The following is a 16,879-nucleotide window of genomic DNA, read 5'->3' as shown; positions in this document are numbered from 1 at the left end:
GGTTTATTGATGTCAACACAGCATCAATTTGGTGCGAATTGATATGTTTATTTGCACTCGTCAAATTGGATAGACTAGTGCCCAAGGTTTAATAAGGATTAAACGATGAAAAAGTTACTCATTATTTTTAGTTTACTCGTTTTTTCGAGTATTGCTGTGGCGAATACTTCTCCATACACGCTAATCAATCAAGTAGGCGATAAGCTTTTTACAGATATTAAAGCGGTAAATAAAGAAGGAAAGGCAACTGAAACCGAAATGAAGGGGATTGTACGTAGTCGCCTTATGCCACACATTGATGTGAAGTTTGTTTCTTTCAAGCTGCTTGGCAAGCATATCAAAGGGCTAAAAAGAGATGAAGCGGTCGACTTTATTAATGCCGTTGACGATTATTTAGTAGCAACTTATGCCAGCGCACTTTTGCAGTATAAAGGGCAAGAGGTGATATTTGAAGAGTTGCCAGTTTCTGACGGCTCTGATTTTGCTACGGTAAAAGTTGTGATCAAAGAGCAAGCAAAGCCTGATATCGACATGCACTTTAAGTTTCGCCAAAGTAAAGATGGCACTTGGAAAGTTTATGACATGGTAGCTGAAGGCATTTCTCTACTGAGTGCGAAGCAAAAAGAAATCACCATGCGGATCTCTGAAGTAGGTTTGGCACAAGTCACCGCTGAACTTAAGAGCAAAGCATAAAACGAATTACTTCCCCCGACTTTGAAGTAACCAAAAGAGCACAGTATCGTTGAGTGCTCTTTTTTTTGTTATTCACTCAACTTTGTTTAATAGTGGTTTACCCACCCTTGCTGCATCAAGGTTTTCGCAGGTGACAGTAGCTATTTGTTTAAGTGCTTCTTTAGTAAAAAACCCTTGATGGCCAGTTACTAATACATTAGGAAAGCTTACTAATCGAGAAAAGATGTCATCTTGAATGATCTCTTCACTGTGGTTTTTGAAAAAAAGTTCGGACTCTTGTTCATAAACGTCTAAACCAAGATAACCGAGTTGTTTTGACTTAAGTGCTGAGATACAGGCTTTACTGTCTAATAACGCACCTCGACTGGTGTTGATAAGCATCACTCCTGGTTTCATTTTTGCAAATGCAGCATCGTCAATAATATGATAGGTGTGTTCATTTAATGGACAGTGTAGGCTGATTATATCTGACTGTGCGAGCAAAATATCCAAAGAAACAAGGGTGTATGGCCCTTCACCAATATTGGGGTCGTAAACCAGTACATTCGCCCCAAAACCGTTAAGAATGCTAACCAGTGCCTGGCCGATTTTCCCACAACCAACAACACCAACAGTCTTGTTGTATATATTGAAGCCTAATAGGCCGTTTAGATCAAAGTTATCTTCTCTGACTCGATTATAGGCTTTATGTGTTTTTCTGCTCAATGTTAGCATTAAGGCAATGCAATGTTCGGCAACCGCTTCGGGACTGTAAGCGGGCACTCTTACCACATCTATGTTGCTTGCCGTTGCAGCCTTAATATCTACATTGTTAAATCCAGCGCAGCGAAGGGCAATTGTTTTGATGTTATATTCTTTGAGTGTGGCGATAACATCGGCATTCACAATATCATTTACAAAAACGCAAATGGCATCATATCCTTGGCACAGGGCTACGGTATTTGGATTCAGAGATTCATTGATAAAGCAAAACTCAAGAGCTGAAAAGGGCTCAATGGCTTGCTTAAAAAATGGCACTTCATAGTTTTGCGAACTGAATAGGGCGATTCTCATGGTTAATGTGGCTCTCTATCACTGATTTTAGCGTTTCTGGTTTTGTTCTTGGCGCATATCTAGATACTAGCATGCCATCAGAGTTTATTAGAAACTTAGTAAAATTCCATTTAATCGCGCGATTTTGCGCAATACCTCGGGTATGAGATTTTAAATAGCTAAATAAAGGGTGAGCATCCGGCCCGTTAACTTGTGTTTTAGTACAAATCTTAAAGCTCAAATTAAAGTGCGTATTATAAAACTCTTTGAGCATTTCATCTTCAAGTGGCTCATTACGGCCAAATTGATTGCATGGAAACGCCAGCACCTCAAAACCAAATTGTTTGTACTTGTTGTGTAGCTTTTCTAGTGCTGATAATTGCGGGGCAAAGCTACATTTGCTAGCAATGTTTACGATGAGCAGCGGTCTACCCGCAAATGATTGTAGCGGTATAACTTGTCCATCAATAAGCTGTGCACTAAAACGATAAATACTCTCCATCCTTTCAGGCTCCGTGTGTTTTCTTTATGTTATTCGGTATCAAAGCAGTTTTTTCATTTGCTATGACAGAGGTGCTCGGGTATAAAAACTCCATTCTTATTAAGATAACAATGAAATAGGACAGAAATATGTCAGTGAGAGTCGCTTTTTTAGGGTTAGGTGTCATGGGTTATCCGATGGCAGGACATTTGCAAAATGCAGGCTACCAAGTCACGGTATATAACCGTACGACAAGTAAGGCTGAAAAGTGGGCTTCAGAATATCAAGGAAGTTTTGCTGCAACACCAAAAGCTGCGGTGACTGACTGTGATTTTGTATTCATGTGTGTGGGCAATGATGATGATTTACGTTCGGTAGTATACGGCGATGATGGTGTGCTGGCGGGAATTAAATCTGGTGCAGTGCTGGTGGATCATACCACCACATCAGCAAAAGTCGCCCGTGAAGTCGCACAAGAAGCGCAATTACAAGGGGTTGAGTTTCTAGATGCTCCGGTATCGGGAGGACAGGCCGGAGCTGAAAATGGCGTATTAACAATTATGGTTGGTGGTCAAACTAGTACGTTTGAAAAAGCACAACCAGTCATGGCTGCATTTGCAAGATTCAGCCAGTTAATTGGTGAAGTCGGTGCTGGACAGCTTTGTAAAATGGTTAATCAAATCTGTATCGCCGGAGTAGTACAGGGGTTAGCAGAGGGACTACATTTTGCAAAACAAGCAGGCTTAGATGGCGAAAAAGTGATTGAAACGATTGCCAAAGGCGCAGCAGGGTCATGGCAAATGGAAAATCGCTATAAAACCATGTTAGCAGGAGAGTATGAATTTGGCTTTGCTGTGGATTGGATGAGAAAAGATTTGGGCATTGCACTGGATGAGGCAAGAAGTAACGGTTCAAATTTAGCGCTTACAGCGTTGGTTGATCAGTACTATGCAGACGTTCAAGCGTTAGGCGGAAATCGCTTCGACACATCAAGCCTACTTGCTCGACTTGATGCTATCCACGACAAGAAATGATGGTGTAATCTGAGGCGAATTTATACACAAGTAGCTGGCTATTGGCAGGGAGTTAAACGCTGTTAGCGTCAGATTTACTCTTTCAAATTGAGCAAGTATTAAGTCAAATTGGTATTATCCGAAGCTCAGGTTACTTGGGTGCTATATTAGCGATAAACTGCTGATGTAGCGCCTCTAGGTTATCAAGTATTGCTGTCTTTGCGCCGATATTCGTGTGTGCTAGCAAAGCTTTGAGCGTAGCCGGCGATTGTAAATCAGCCAGTGGCTTTGCGGTGCGCCAATGACTGATATGCCACGGTTCGGCAGCAACACCACCACGAAAACGGTCGTAAGGTCGGTAAAAACCATAGCGTTCGAGGTTGCTGTCTAGCCACAGAGAGAATTCGTATTGATGCCCGCCTTCCTGGTACTCCCACGGCTCAAGCTGCAATGATTTCTGTGCTGGTAGTCTATCCCTCGCGTATACATCTATATCTGTGCCAAAATGGTGGCGGCTTGCTCCTGGAAGGGCAGAAAACAGCATGATAGCTCTGACTTTTTCTATTTCAGACAGCTCACTCAAATCGACTGCTTGGTTGTTCAAGTCAAGCACCGGCCGTCGCATGGAGAACTTATGCTCCCATATCGATTTTTGCCTTTCAAAGCTGCGAAATGCTGAAGCCATGTAAAGCGTGAAACCGGCCAGTTTTGCAGCGTTGATAAGGGATGCCAAATCATCCACAATCTCTCGGTGCACATGACGACCGTTATAGCATATGAGATGCGATTCATTCACCCCACATGCTATACACTGTGCCGCCGTTAAGGAGCGGCTAGGCAAGTAACTTCTCCAAGATTTTTTCATAGATCAATGCGAGTTGGTCTAGATCTTTACAACTTACGCATTCGTTCACTTGATGAATGGTCGCATTTATCGGGCCAAGCTCAATGACTTTACAGCCTGTTTGTGCGATGAAGCGCCCATCAGAGGTGCCACCGGAAGTCTCAGGGGTTGTTGTTCTTCCCGTTACTTCTTGAATGGCTGCCATGGTAACATCGAGCAATGGGCCAGGCTCAGTTAAAAACGGTAAACCGTTTAATATCCAATCAAGTTCGTAATCAAGCTGGTGTTTATCCAAAATCGCAGTCACACGCTGCTTGAGTTCTTCGGCAGTTACCTCAGTGCTAAAGCGAAAGTTAAACTGAACTTGTAGGGTGCCAGGGATAACATTGCCGGCACCGGTTCCGCCATTAATATTAGATACTTGGAAGCTAGTTGCTGGAAAAAACGCATTGCCTTGATCCCACTCTGTATCGCTCAACTCTGCAATTGCTGCTGCGGATAAGTGGATTGGATTTTTAGCGAGGTGTGGATACGCGACATGACCCTGCTTTCCTATCACTTTAAGGTGTCCTGTGAGTGACCCGCGACGACCATTTTTAACCACATCACCAAGCTCATGACGAGATGAGGGCTCACCGACCAAACACATATCAATTTTTTCGTTTCGCGCCTCAAGTAAGTCGACAACGCGAGTCGTCCCATTCACAAATGGGCCTTCTTCATCAGAGGTGATCAAAAAAGACAAAGATCCTTTGTGATTAGGGTGGTTATTAATAAACCGCTCTGTGGCAACAATCATCGCAGCAAGTGAGCCTTTCATATCGGCAGCGCCACGCCCATGTAACATATCGCCTTCAATCGTTGCTGCAAATGGCGGGTGCTGCCATTGGCTCTCGTCGCCAACAGGTACAACATCGGTGTGACCGGCAAAGCAAAAGTGTGGCCCTCTTGTCCCTTTTCGTGCCCATGTATTGAGCGTATCGACAAAAAAGTGTTCTTCTACATTGAACCCTAATTTTGCTAGACGCTCGTTAATCAATTGCTGGCACCCTGCATCATCGGGTGTGACTGAAGCCCGTTGGATCAAGGTCTGTGCAAATTCTACTACTTCACTCATCAGGCAAAAATCTCATCATATTGGGCTGCTTTAAAGCCTAAGTGGTATTGACCTTGATAAAGTAAGATTGGACGTTTGATCATGGCTGGCGCATCTAGTAAATGCTGTTTTGCACTCGTTTCACTTAAATTCTGCTTTTGTTCATCGCTCAGCGCACGATAGGTGGTACCACGTTTATTTAACACATTTTCCCAGCCTAAATGTTCAAAAAAAGTAGCGAGCAGGGTTTCGTCGATCCCTTCTTTTCGATAGTCATGGAAAGTAAACTCGATATTGTTGTCTTGAAGATATTTTTTTGCTTTTTTAATGGTATCGCAGTTGCTGATCCCATACATCATAACTGTCATAAAGCACACGCCCTCGCAATGGTTATTATCGGCTCTTTGGCCGCTGTAACTTGTTTTAAAGGATAATAACATGCACCAAGTTTTTGTGCATTGAGTAGCACAATTGCCGCCATTGTTTTTGCTTCACTTAGAGGAACATCGTAAAAACATAGTGGCTCACCGAGCGCGATCTTAGACTTACCAAAGCTATTAGCTTTAAGGTATTCAGGCTTGGTAAACTCACTACTGATGTCAAGGCTTAGTAACATTTTAAGGCCGTTGTTTGCCTGCACAATATACTCGCAGCCATTTCTGCGCGTTTGGAGTAACTGGCCGTGACAAGGAGAAAGCAGCAGTGGCACTCGAACCTGCACGCATACACCAATTCCCAATGCTCCCGATGCAATTACTGCGTTTGAGTGTGCTGTGAGCGGAAACACCTTACCGGTGAAAGGGCTAGGAATATGTGCGATAGGGTTGGCAATTTGTGATATTGGTCGATACTGAATAGTTGGTGAAAGTTCAATCAAAGTAGTAAATACCCGTCTTTTTTAAGCGCTTGTATAGCATGTTGAATTTGGCTCTGCTTCACAAGAATATAGTCTGTATCATACGTTGATAAGGTAAATATTGAGATGTTCGATTTTGCCAGCACGCCAGATATATTTGCCATAATGCCAGTTAAAGAAAATCCAAGCGGTCCTATTACCTCTAGCGCGCGCCAGTGAGTTTCGGCTGCAAGGCTATCGACTTTAATAGCTGACTCACAGACTATGGATAGCTCATCTGATGTTTTGGCTATAAAGAAAATTTCACTGTTTAACACCGCTTGCGGTACTGCTTCATCACAATCTAGACTATGTATCGTAAATTCTTGCTTGAGCAGCTGCAGTGTTTGCTTTGACATTACCAACCCTTTATTTGGAAAAATACCAAGTGCTTAAAACATAGTATAGTGAAGTCAAATTAAAGACCAGAGCAGATGGGTAAAAGTAAAAAATTAATTATTAAGAGCTGATACCAATTAGACTTAATAATTGCTTACTTAGAACAACTAAATAGCAAAATTTTTGTCTGGTTACGACAAGATTTTCTCGCCTCAAAATAGACCACTGAATTAAGATAATTGGTATTAGAATAACCAATGGCTTTTCAGTCACAATTTTCGTGGTTTTTGTGTCGATTTCAATGCAGCGTTATGGCGTTGTATGAGGAAATAGGGCATCCCCAGTAATTATTGTCAAAAAGATATAAATCAAGGTGTACTTTGAGAGGAAAGGGCTCAGTATTGAGCCCTTCGTCTAATAGTAGTGATTAAGCTTCGATTTGCGTCGCTTGAATTGCGGTCAACGCGATTGTATATACGATGTCATCGACTAATGCACCCCTACTTAAATCATTGACGGGCTTGCGCATACCTTGCAGCATAGGCCCTATGCTGATCAGCTCCGCACTTCGTTGTACAGCCTTATATGTAGTATTACCGGTGTTCAGATCTGGAAAGACAAATACAGTTGCTTTACCAGCCACTTTGCTGTTTGGTGCTTTTTTACGCGCGACATTTTCCATTATTGCGGCATCGTATTGAAGTGGCCCATCTATATCTAGGTCGGGGCGTTTTTCCTGTGCAATTTCTGTTGCAGCTCTCACTTTTTCCACATCAGCGCCTTGCCCAGAAGTACCAGTACTGTAACTGATCATTGCAACTCGCGGTTCGATACCAAATGCTGAAGCTGAGTCAGCTGACTGGATGGCGATATCTGCTAATTGCTCCGCAGTGGGATCAGGGTTAATTGCACAGTCACCGTACACTAATACTTGATCTGGTAACAGCATAAAAAATACTGAGCTAACTAAGGATGCGCCAGGCGCGGTTTTTATCAACTGCAGAGGCGGCCTGATAGTATTTGCTGTGGTGTTCACTGCGCCTGATACCAAGCCATCAACTTTGCCTTCAGCTAACATCATAGTGCCAAGAACTACGTTGTCTTGTAACTGCTCTTCAGCAACAACTTCAGTGAGACCTTTGTTTTTGCGTATCTCAACCATAGGCGCAATATATTTGTGCACTTCATCTTGTGGCGATAATATGGTCACATTTTCATTTAGCTCTACACCTTGCTGCTGGGCGATGCGCTCAATTTCTTCGCGGTCGCCAAGTAACACGGTCTTCGCAATGTTGCGAGCGCCACAAATCGCAGCAGCCTTTATTGTACGAGGCTCATTGCCTTCGGGTAGTACAATTGTTTTACCTGCACGTCTTGCCAGATCAGTGAGCAAGTAACGAAAAGCCGGTGGTGACAGCTTACGAGTTTTGGCAACGCCTTTAGCAAGACCCTCTAGCCACTCACTGTCAATATGGCGAGCATTGTGCTGCTTCACCCTTTCAATACGTTGCTCATCATCACTGGGTACTTCCATATTAAAGTTATGTAGTAGTAATGACGTACGCCATGTATCGGCCTCAGTGGCGAGAATAGGTAAACCAGTATCCATGGCCTGCTCACACAAGGTCATGATCTTCTCTTCGGGCTTAAAACCACCGGTTAATAATATGGCACCAATCTTTGTACCATTCATAGCCGATAAACAGGCTGCGACCAATATATCTGAACGGTCACCTGGAGTGACCAACAGGGCACCTGGGGTAAAGTGGTTCAGAATATTTGATACCGTTCGAGCACAGAAGGTCACGCGGCGCAGACGACGGTGTTCCATGTCACCTGCATTGATGACTTCGGCTTTCATGTAATTACTCAGATCAATAACCCGAGGTGCAACAAGATCAAAGTCCCACGGAATTGCGCCTAACAGCTGAAATGGGTGCTTTCTAAAAATCGGTAGCGACGCTAATCGATTCATTTCATTTTCTAGTTCATCAGGCTTGTACTGATCAACTAAGTCTGCACGTGCTCGACCATCTTCATCCAGTGGTGCATTGACTTTGTTAAAAATACAACCCAGCACACGAGGGTGGTTGACCCCGCCGTAATTACCCGCGGCGATTTCTAGTCGATCTTCAAGCTCGTCAATGGAGTCATTTCCTGGTGTTAGAACAAAAACAATGTCTGCGCCCAGAGTTTGAGCGATTTCACGATTCACACGTCCAGCATATGGCTGACGACGCGTGGGCACCATCCCTTCAATGATGGCAACCTCATCATCTTGCACCGCACCTTCGAAGCGCTCTACAATTTCCTCTAGCAAGTCGTCGCCTTTACCATCACCAATCATCTGCTCAGCATAGCTCAGCTCAAATGGTGTTGGCGGAGTAATCGTTGACCCTTGTTGTACGATAAGGGTCGATTTTTCTGGACCTGTGTCTTCTTTTCTTGGTTGTGCAATCGGTTTAAAAAAGTTCACTTTGACCGCTTTTTGCTCAAGCGCTCGGACTATACCTACAGAAACCGACGTTAAGCCAACGCCAGTTGAAATAGGAATGAGCATGATACGACGTCCCATTACTATGCTCCTTTTGCAAGTGTTGCAGCGTCGTTCGCGATCACCCACTCTTCATTCGTTGGAATAACCATCGCAACCGGAGAATGTGCGGCGTCAGTGATAATACCCTGACCACCAAATCGAGCTTTGAGGTTTTGCTCAGCATTTACCTTCATGCCAAGGAAGCCCAGTTGGTTAACCACTTTTTCACGGATAACATCCGAGTTTTCACCGATACCACCTGTGAATACGAGTGCATCTAAACCACCTAACGGGACTAAGAAGCTAGCAATTTGCTTAGCCAAACGGTAACAAAAAATATCCAAGGCGAGACTCGCTTGAGGGTGATTTTCCTGAGCCGCTTCTTCTATTGTGCGGCAGTCATTTGATAGCTCACTGATCCCAAGTAAACCACTTTGCTTGTTCAACAGCGTATCAATTTGCTGGGTTGAGTAGTTTAGGTGGTTGATAAGGAATGAAAATAAACCTGGGTCTATATCACCACTTCGGGTCCCCATAACCAGACCCTCCAGTGGGGTTAACCCCATACTAGTATCGACAGATTTACCATCTTTTATGGCCGTAACAGAACAGCCATTACCCAAATGCGCAGTGATAATACGAGATGGTGCCTGTTGCAACCCTAAAACTTCAATGGCTTGTGCCGATACGTAAGCATGACTAGTCCCGTGGAAGCCGTAACGTCGTACACCATGTTCACGGTAGAGTGAGTAGGGTAGCGCGTAAAGGTATGCGGTTTGATCCATACTTTGGTGGAAGGCCGTATCAAACACTGCAATCTGCGGTAAATGGGCAAATGCCGCCTGTGCTGCGCGTATGCCAAGTAGATTGGCAGGGTTGTGCAAAGGCGCGAGACTTGCCGTTGCTTCGATTGCTTGAATAACGGAGTCATCAATAATGACTGACTGTGTAAAACGCTCTCCGCCATGCACTACGCGATGGCCGACAGCGACAAGATCAGCATCTAAAGAAAGATCTTTGATGAGTTTTACAAGTGTAGTGATTGCAACTTGGTGTGCATCACCACTGTTAAGGGGAACGATTTCTTTGTTGCCTTGGAACTTGTACTTTATTTGTGGTGCTTGTTCAGCGAGGCGCTCGCCCAGACCTGATAATATTTCCTCTCCGGTTGCGTTATCAATGATTGCAAACTTGAGACTGGAGCTTCCACAATTAAGAACCAAAACATGCTGAGATGACATAATGACTTTCCGTTTTGACAATAACAGTTATTGCGTATTAAGCTTAAAGCTATAGCGCATATAAGCTACGCATTTAGACTAAGGTATAGTTGACAGTAAAGACGTCGATTTTACCTCATTTTTTATATAAAAGTTAGCACCTAGGAGTTATGATGCAAAAAAGTCTTATTTCGCAAGTGCAACTTGGACGTCAATACTCAAAAGAGTGGCCTATGCGCAAGGAATTAGCACCACTATTCCCCGAGTTTCGGGTGATAAAGGCGACAGAGCTTGCTTTAAATACTATGCCTATGCTGGCGGTGTTTACTCTATTTCTGCAAACTAGTCAGTTGGGGTACCAATATTTACCACAGGCGATAGCGGTTGCGCTGTTCTTTTTATCGTTGCCTGTTCAAGGGCTGTTATGGTTAGGAAAAAGGGCGGAAACACCATTAAATCCAGCACTGAATTCTTGGTACACAGAGCTTCACCAAAAGATGGTTGCGAATGGCTACGATACCCCTTTATCCTCTAGAAAGCCAAGATATCGGGAATTGGCGAGATTATTGAAAGATATGTTTGAAAAGATGGATAAAGCATTCACCAAAGAAAACCTGTGAGGTAATGTATAAGCCTACCCCTAAAAACAGTGGGTAGGCTACAGCGTGCAAGTGCTAATTTAGTGAATCACCCTTGGACTTCAACATATCCATGTTAGTTCGTAAGATAGTGCTATTCGTTGCGCTGATATTCATTAATAAAAAATGATAGCGTCACTTTAACTTTATCCATTTTTTGCAATCTGTCTAAGTGCTGCTGCTTAAATTTCCACGCAAATGGTGTCATCATGATCAGGTGCTGTACGCAAGTAAAGTCCATAGTGTGAGTCTGTTGTAACTTGGTACGATCAACTAATGTAAAACCAGCAGGGGTGTCCGGCGCTTTGTGTAGTTTCACATCGTCGTAAATGAGAGACTTTAGCTCAAACAGATGATGCTCTGCTGGTGATATCACAAATAAGCTGCCTTTTGGTTTACACAGACGCGCTAACTCTTGATCAAAAATCGGCGCGAAAATACTGACGATAACGTCAGCAAACTTATCTTCAAATGGCGCCTCCTTAATAGACGCGACACTAAACGCGACTTGAGCGTAGCGTTTTGCTGCATAACGTATTGCTGGCTTGGCAATATCTACGCCATATACCGTGGCATTTGGACAGTGACTCGCAATTTCTCGTGTATAAAACCCTTCTCCACAGCCTAAGTCCAATACTTTTTCAGGCGTTTTCTGTGCTACAAGAGAGGCGAGGTTATCTCTTAGAAACTCATAATGGTGGGTTTCAAAAAATGCACGACGTGCAGCCACCATTTCTTGGTTGTCACCAGGCTGTTTAGACTTTTTATTCTGAACTGGCAATAAGTTGACATAGCCTTCTTTGGCTATATCAAATTGGTGATTTTGATCACAGGTATAGCTAGCACCACCTCGAAACAAAGGTAGTTTACAAAGCGGGCAGCGGTAATGGGATATCATTTGTCTAAGTATTCCCTATCAAAAAAGGTTTTAACCCAATGTGGGCGGTATGTAATAAGCAAAGTGATAGCCATGCCATTTAGCATTGCTTCTGGGAACCACATGATGACAGCAAAGTGCAGGTAATTATCTGCAAGCTCGAACCAAGTATAGGCATCGACGGTGTAATAGTACATTGCGCTGAGTAAGATTTTTAAGCACCCGACGGTACCTGCAAATATAAATGCACAGACGAAGATATATACAAAAAAGTGCCTCGGTAGGTAATGATAGCAAAGCACAAATAACCCGTAACTAATGTACACTGGGAGTAAAGCGGTAAAGAGCCATAAATTACCAAACTCCGGCAATGAGAAGCCGTTGAAGTAACCATGTAATATACATGCTAAGCTTGCACTTAGCGCACCTAAACGCCATCCCAGTATAAGGCTTACAGCGGTAACACCCAAAATATGAATATCAAGTTGTGGTAAAATGCCCGCCTTAATTTGCCACAGCAACGTGAGTACGACAGCGCAACTTAACACCCCAGTTTGTCTTGCTGCAACCAGTAATAATTGTTGGTACTCTTGACGATTAAAGCTAAATAAAAATAATCCGAGCGCGGCGATAAAAGTCACGGCTTCTTCCACATGTTAATGAGATTGGCAATACTAGTTCGAGCAAAACTGTGAGTTACAGCTCAATATAGTGCGATCCTATTTGGTTTTCAGATTTACTCAGTGTGAGGGAGTACCTTGATGCTAACCGGTTAAAACCTTCTCATCTAGATAAGCTTTTGCCTTAGCGATAGCTACGTAATTGACAAGGTTTACTCCCCTCAAAAAAAGTCACTTCGTTGATATGATACGATCAGAGACTAAAAGTAGCCCAAACTGGGGCGTGATCTGAAGGCTTTTCAATTCCTCTTAACTCGTAATCGATATCACTTTCAAGGCACTTAGCCATCAAAGGCTCTGTAGCGAGTACCACATCAATACGTAATCCACGGTTGTCATCAAAGCCTTTAGAGCGATAGTCAAACCAAGAGTATTTCTCTGTGGCATCAGGTGTTAACTCTCTAAATGTATCTTTGAAACCCCAGTCCAATAACGTTTTTAACCATTCACGTTCCTCTGGCTGGAAAGAGCACTTTCCGGTTTTTAGCCATCGTTTACGATTTTGCTCACCAATACCAATATCAGCATCTATTGGAGAGATATTAATGTCACCCATCACGACTAAATTTGATTTAGGATCAGCAAACTCATTTAAATGTGTCATCAGATCAGCATAAAATTGTCTTTTATACGGAAATTTTGTTTCGTGGTTAATATTGTCGCCTTGTGGGAAGTAGCCATTCATTACAGTGACCTCAGCGCCAGAGTCACTTTCAAATGTACCACTAATCATTCTACGTTGTGATTCATCAGTGTCGGTTGCAAAGCCTTTTTGAATCACTTTGGCTGGCTTTTTGGAGAGTATCGCAACACCATAATGAGCTTTTTGTCCATGAAAATAAACATGGTACCCCAGTGCTTCGACATCATCTTTAGGAAAAGCTTCATCATGTACTTTGATTTCCTGAAGCCCAATCACGTCAGGTTGATGTTTTTCTATTAATGCTTGTAATTGATGTAGCCTAGCTCTTAGGCCATTAATGTTAAACGAGACAATTTTCATAGCACTCTCTATTGACTTTGCTGTTTTGTAGCAGAGTTTATCATTTAAAAAGAAGAGGATCAGCGATTGAAGGCAATTAACCTGAGCTTTGAGAAATTATTGCCTTTCTATCGGTGAATTTTAGCAATCACAACCACAATCAAAAGGTTGTACCAATTTGATCCGTCAAGTTGAGCCAATGTATTGGACAATGATACTTGTGCTGTGGAGAGTGAAGCACGCTACAGTAAAATTTATATAGCGCCTAACACCTTTTTTGCAGTTTAAGACAAGAAAAACTGGTTAGTAGCATTTGAACGTACCTAAAACCTAGCTATCGCAGTCGTTGAAGAAAGCGTTTGTCCCGGTATTGGTATATATGAACTTGTTAAATTTTGTACAAGTTTAGGTGTGCCATAGCGATAATTTTACCCTAGTGTAAATAGAACATTAAATAAGCAGTTTTGCATGATTTAGCTGTTTACTTATTCTACATTGTAATTATAATCCGCACCGAATCGTTCATTTGGGGTATATTATGCTTAAATCTCTCTCTTTCTTAGGTCTTGTTTCTCTAGCTTCTTCAACTGCGTTTGCGTCTCAAGTTGAGTACACGCAAGCTGACTCGTCGCCTGCGACAAAAGTGTGCGCTGTTGCTGCGGAGCAGGGGTTCAGTGCAGCACGTAAAGAAGCTGCATCACTAGGCTTATTTATTTCTCGCTTTTCACCGAGCATCAAGTGTAATGGTGAAGATATTCGTGAGTTTGCAAAAGCATCTCAGCGTATTCAAAAGCAAGAAAAGAAAGTTGAGTTAGTTGCTGAAAAATCTGATGTAGCAACTGGATTATGTATTGACGCTGTGCGTCACGGTGTGAATCATTTACGCCTTAGCAATCAACAGGTACGTAACCTTCGTTGTAACGACATGCCTGTTAAGCAGTTTGTTAAAGAATTCAGAAACGCAGCGATCTAATACCATTTGTTCTAAAACTTACTTAGTTGGTATTACTGCTACGTATCAAAATATACCGACGAATAAGGTTGGTAAAAAAATCCGATAAACAGTCGTTTATCGGATTTTTTATGTTAAAGCCTAAAAACTCTTTACTACTGGGTGTGTTGAACCATCTATTGTTTATGCTTGCGCTTTTAGATGCTCAATAACGACTTGATGATGATCTTTTGTTTTAAACTTATTGAATACATGTTTGATGGTTCCATCCTGACCCACCAGGAACGACAATCTGTGGATCCCGTCATACTCTTTACCCATAAATTTCTTCAGACCCCAAACACCGAACTCATCTGCGACGGCATGATCTTCATCAGAGAGTAGATCGAAGTTTAGCTCTTTTTTGTTTTCAAAGTTTTTTAACTTTTTCACAGGATCAGGGCTAATACCAACGGCAACGGTGTTAAGTGCAGCGAGTTCTGTTTTGTGATCGCGTAAGTTTTCCGCTTGAACTGTGCAGCCTGGTGTAAGCGCTTTGGGGTAAAAATAGACTAAGACTTGATTGCTCTTAAGTAAGCTCGCAAGTTCAATGGTTTCGTCATTTTGATTCTGTAATGAAAATAATGGTGCTTTATCACCTGCTTTCAAAGTGTTCATGTAAAATCCTTAGCGAATGCGTCTAAAAATGTAATCTACGTTTAAGGCGTGAGAAAGATCTTCAAACTGAACTTTAAAGTTATCGATATCAACATCTACAGGAATATTGAATTCAAGCTCACAGCGCATGTGAAGTTCGTCATCTTGCTCAAAGGTATCCGATTTTAGTGAACAAATACTGACGCCTTGCGCTGCAAAATAGCGAGTCACTTTGCTCAATGTACCGGGAGAATCCAGCCCTTCGTACTCCAAGGTATAACCGGCACTAAATTCCCCTTGTTGATGACTTGAGGTTCGTTTCATCATGGTCAACAAACCCAGCTCCATGCTTTTAGCTGGTAAGGTATGTTCGACACGACTGATAGAGGCCATATCACCGGCGAGTAACATAATGAAAGTAAATTCGTTACCTAATATTGCGATACGGCTGTCGATAATATTACAGTTGCAGTCGCTCACAAGTTGTGTCAATTCACCAACAATACCAGATCTGTCTTCACCTATCGCTGTTAAGACTAGCTGATGGTTTGTATGATGCGTGGCCATTTTAAAACCTCTGATTTCATGTAACGCGCCCAATTAGTTAACGCGAAATACTACCATATCTGAGTTTTAGCGCTAGCGGGATGTAATAAAAAATAGAATCGTGGATGACTGTGTGGTTGCTTGTTTTTCTGGTGCATGACAAGTAACATAGGGCAAATTTTTGGCTATGTAATAGATAGGTCAGCAAAAAGTGCTAAATCTATACTGTCATAGCGCTAATAGTTCAACGTTGCCAATATTTGGTAACTTTGTGTGAACCAATTCGGCAATCCTAAATCATAACTTTGATTCGAATAATAATAGGGTTTGCTAAGGAGTAAATGAGTGCAGTATTGGATCCCAAAATCACTGGTTCTTGGAATTGCCGTTAGTTTGAGCGGCTGTAGTATTTTCACAAATGATGCACATCATGAGAGAAATTATCGAGCAAATGCGCCAGTTAAGGTTCCTGAAGGGCTAGAGAAGCCTTATCGCGACCCTGAATTTGCGATGCCTGTAGGGCAATATGAAAACACCCCAGAACCGGTCAGTTACCGTGCTCCTCAACAAGTATTGACTGTTGCGCAAGGTAGCTGGGTTGAGCAAGGCGAAGAAGCGGCAAGGATCTTTTTTGATAAAAACGATGGTATAGACGATTTACCACAGTTTATCTGGCGTGCTGTTGATGGCGTCATTGCTTTACACGAAGCAGGTTATGAGGTTGAAAATAAAGCACAAGGTACCGTAACAACCACTTGGTATTCGCTCATTAAACCAAAAGATGGCTGGTTTTGGGAAGAGAGCAAAGCCCCTGCTAAACAAAAATTTACCTTCACGGTAGAGCAAAAAGCACACCAACGTACGGCATCAGTTTTAGCTGAACTAGTTGATTATCAAGGTGAAGAAGCGCTCACGCCATTATTAAAGCGTCACCTAGAGGTTCGAGCGCTTAACGAAGTAGTATCGGAATTTGACTATCAGTATCGTCTACTTCAGGTTGAGCTTCGCAAGCGACAAGGCGTGTTGGCATTAGAGCTAGGCTTTGATAAAGCGGGGAATTCGGCACTACTTACCGAAAAAGGTCAGCAAGCGGTGTTGGATCGTTTTTCAAACTTCCTAGAAAGAAGTAACTTTACCGTTGTCCGCGTTGATAGGGAAAAACAAGAAGTGTTAGTTCGCTATGAAGCGCCGGAAAGCAGCGTTTGGGACTCTATCTGGGGCGAAGAAGCTGTGGTGTTGCCTATTGAAAATGGTGACTACACAATAAGTGTTGCCGAAGCGCAAGACACACGCACATCAATTACGTGGAAAGATGGACAAGGCAATGTGCTAGATGCGAACACCATGAATAACTTGCATCAGGCTTTAATTGAGCTGCTTAGGCAGAAGGGTCTAACGATCTAACAAGTATAATAATTT

Annotated in this window: 19 protein-coding genes; 5 read left to right on the top strand and 14 right to left on the bottom strand. The window is 42.7% G+C overall.

Features of this window, described 5'->3' with window-relative positions:
• The first annotated feature begins 105 nt into the window (after positions 1-105).
• The gene (locus HUZ36_RS14670) at positions 106-693 is read left to right on the top strand and encodes an MlaC/ttg2D family ABC transporter substrate-binding protein (RefSeq protein WP_125252413.1); all 588 of its coding nucleotides are present in this window, start codon (positions 106-108) and stop codon (positions 691-693) included.
• 72 nt (positions 694-765) lie between these two features.
• Here HUZ36_RS14670 and HUZ36_RS14665 read toward each other — a convergent pair whose 3' ends face one another.
• Entirely contained in the window at positions 766-1,746 is a 981-nt protein-coding gene (locus HUZ36_RS14665) for a 2-hydroxyacid dehydrogenase (protein ID WP_128730523.1), read from the bottom strand.
• Positions 1,712-2,227 carry a glutathione peroxidase gene (locus tag HUZ36_RS14660; RefSeq protein WP_125252415.1) on the bottom strand — a complete coding sequence of 172 codons (516 nt, stop codon included), beginning with the start codon at positions 2,225-2,227 and terminating at the stop codon, positions 1,712-1,714. Before HUZ36_RS14660 ends, HUZ36_RS14665 begins: the two co-directional genes overlap by 35 nt.
• A gap of 128 nt (positions 2,228-2,355) precedes the next feature.
• On the opposite strand from HUZ36_RS14660, the gene HUZ36_RS14655 reads away from it, so the two are divergent.
• Complete coding sequence (locus tag HUZ36_RS14655) at positions 2,356-3,240, top strand: NAD(P)-dependent oxidoreductase (RefSeq protein ID WP_176033231.1); 885 nt, start codon at positions 2,356-2,358, stop codon at positions 3,238-3,240.
• Positions 3,241-3,370: 130 nt separating this feature from the next.
• Here the strand turns inward: HUZ36_RS14655 and HUZ36_RS14650 are convergent, their stop codons facing one another.
• The 7 genes from HUZ36_RS14650 to HUZ36_RS14620 all read right to left on the bottom strand — a co-directional run bounded on the left by HUZ36_RS14650 (position 3,371) and on the right by HUZ36_RS14620 (position 10,170).
• Positions 3,371-4,084 carry a M15 family metallopeptidase gene (locus tag HUZ36_RS14650; RefSeq protein ID WP_254879561.1) on the bottom strand — a complete coding sequence of 238 codons (714 nt, stop codon included), beginning with the start codon at positions 4,082-4,084 and terminating at the stop codon, positions 3,371-3,373.
• Positions 4,053-5,180, bottom strand: a complete 1,128-nt coding sequence (dapE, locus tag HUZ36_RS14645; RefSeq protein ID WP_147391448.1) for a succinyl-diaminopimelate desuccinylase — start codon at positions 5,178-5,180, stop codon at positions 4,053-4,055. Before dapE ends, HUZ36_RS14650 begins: the two co-directional genes overlap by 32 nt.
• Positions 5,180-5,527, bottom strand: coding sequence for an ArsC family reductase (locus tag HUZ36_RS14640; protein ID WP_128730520.1), 348 nt, complete (start codon positions 5,525-5,527; stop codon positions 5,180-5,182). Before HUZ36_RS14640 ends, dapE begins: the two co-directional genes overlap by 1 nt.
• Positions 5,524-6,036, bottom strand: a complete 513-nt coding sequence (locus HUZ36_RS14635) for a PTS glucose transporter subunit IIA (protein ID WP_128730519.1) — start codon at positions 6,034-6,036, stop codon at positions 5,524-5,526. Before HUZ36_RS14635 ends, HUZ36_RS14640 begins: the two co-directional genes overlap by 4 nt.
• Positions 6,033-6,413: an ACT domain-containing protein gene (locus tag HUZ36_RS14630; protein WP_128730518.1), complete on the bottom strand. Its 381-nt coding sequence runs from the start codon at positions 6,411-6,413 to the stop codon at positions 6,033-6,035. The genes HUZ36_RS14635 and HUZ36_RS14630 overlap by 4 nt, the downstream gene beginning before the upstream one ends.
• A 407-nt stretch (positions 6,414-6,820) precedes the next feature.
• On the bottom strand, positions 6,821-8,968 hold the full coding sequence (gene pta, locus HUZ36_RS14625; RefSeq protein WP_128730517.1) for a phosphate acetyltransferase: 2,148 nt from the start codon (positions 8,966-8,968) through the stop codon (positions 6,821-6,823).
• Positions 8,969-8,970: 2 nt separating this feature from the next.
• Positions 8,971-10,170 (bottom strand): acetate kinase, encoded by a 1,200-nt coding sequence (locus tag HUZ36_RS14620; RefSeq protein ID WP_128730516.1) that lies wholly within the window; start codon positions 10,168-10,170, stop codon positions 8,971-8,973.
• A gap of 152 nt (positions 10,171-10,322) precedes the next feature.
• Here HUZ36_RS14620 and yfbV point away from each other — a divergent pair, with 152 nt between their 5' ends.
• A complete protein-coding gene (gene yfbV, locus HUZ36_RS14615) occupies positions 10,323-10,769 on the top strand; it encodes a terminus macrodomain insulation protein YfbV (protein ID WP_125252423.1) in 447 nt (148 codons plus the stop codon).
• Between the two features lie 112 nt (positions 10,770-10,881).
• Here yfbV and rlmA read toward each other — a convergent pair whose 3' ends face one another.
• The 3 genes from rlmA to xthA all read right to left on the bottom strand — a co-directional run bounded on the left by rlmA (position 10,882) and on the right by xthA (position 13,347).
• Positions 10,882-11,685: a 23S rRNA (guanine(745)-N(1))-methyltransferase gene (gene rlmA / locus HUZ36_RS14610; RefSeq protein ID WP_176033230.1), complete on the bottom strand. Its 804-nt coding sequence runs from the start codon at positions 11,683-11,685 to the stop codon at positions 10,882-10,884.
• Complete coding sequence (locus HUZ36_RS14605) at positions 11,682-12,305, bottom strand: energy-coupling factor ABC transporter permease (RefSeq protein ID WP_125252425.1); 624 nt, start codon at positions 12,303-12,305, stop codon at positions 11,682-11,684. Before HUZ36_RS14605 ends, rlmA begins: the two co-directional genes overlap by 4 nt.
• Before the next feature lie 232 nt (positions 12,306-12,537).
• The gene (gene xthA / locus HUZ36_RS14600) at positions 12,538-13,347 is read right to left on the bottom strand and encodes an exodeoxyribonuclease III (RefSeq protein WP_125252426.1); all 810 of its coding nucleotides are present in this window, start codon (positions 13,345-13,347) and stop codon (positions 12,538-12,540) included.
• Between the two features lie 517 nt (positions 13,348-13,864).
• Between xthA and HUZ36_RS14595 the strand changes: the two genes are divergently transcribed.
• The gene (locus HUZ36_RS14595; protein WP_176033229.1) at positions 13,865-14,299 is read left to right on the top strand and encodes an exonuclease III; all 435 of its coding nucleotides are present in this window, start codon (positions 13,865-13,867) and stop codon (positions 14,297-14,299) included.
• Positions 14,300-14,461: 162 nt separating this feature from the next.
• Here HUZ36_RS14595 and bcp read toward each other — a convergent pair whose 3' ends face one another.
• The gene (gene bcp / locus HUZ36_RS14590; RefSeq protein ID WP_176033228.1) at positions 14,462-14,935 is read right to left on the bottom strand and encodes a thioredoxin-dependent thiol peroxidase; all 474 of its coding nucleotides are present in this window, start codon (positions 14,933-14,935) and stop codon (positions 14,462-14,464) included.
• 9 nt (positions 14,936-14,944) lie between these two features.
• Positions 14,945-15,481, bottom strand: a complete 537-nt coding sequence (locus tag HUZ36_RS14585; RefSeq protein WP_176033227.1) for a glycine cleavage system protein R — start codon at positions 15,479-15,481, stop codon at positions 14,945-14,947.
• A 324-nt stretch (positions 15,482-15,805) separates the two neighbouring features.
• On the opposite strand from HUZ36_RS14585, the gene bamC reads away from it, so the two are divergent.
• On the top strand, positions 15,806-16,864 hold the full coding sequence (bamC, locus tag HUZ36_RS14580; RefSeq protein WP_125252430.1) for an outer membrane protein assembly factor BamC: 1,059 nt from the start codon (positions 15,806-15,808) through the stop codon (positions 16,862-16,864).
• The last annotated feature ends 15 nt before the right edge of the window (positions 16,865-16,879 follow it).

It is taken from the genome of Pseudoalteromonas sp. McH1-7, from assembly GCF_013366255.1.
Taxonomy (GTDB): Bacteria; Pseudomonadota; Gammaproteobacteria; order Enterobacterales; family Alteromonadaceae; genus Pseudoalteromonas; species Pseudoalteromonas peptidolytica.
This window is presented reverse-complemented; position numbering and strand designations above follow the sequence as displayed.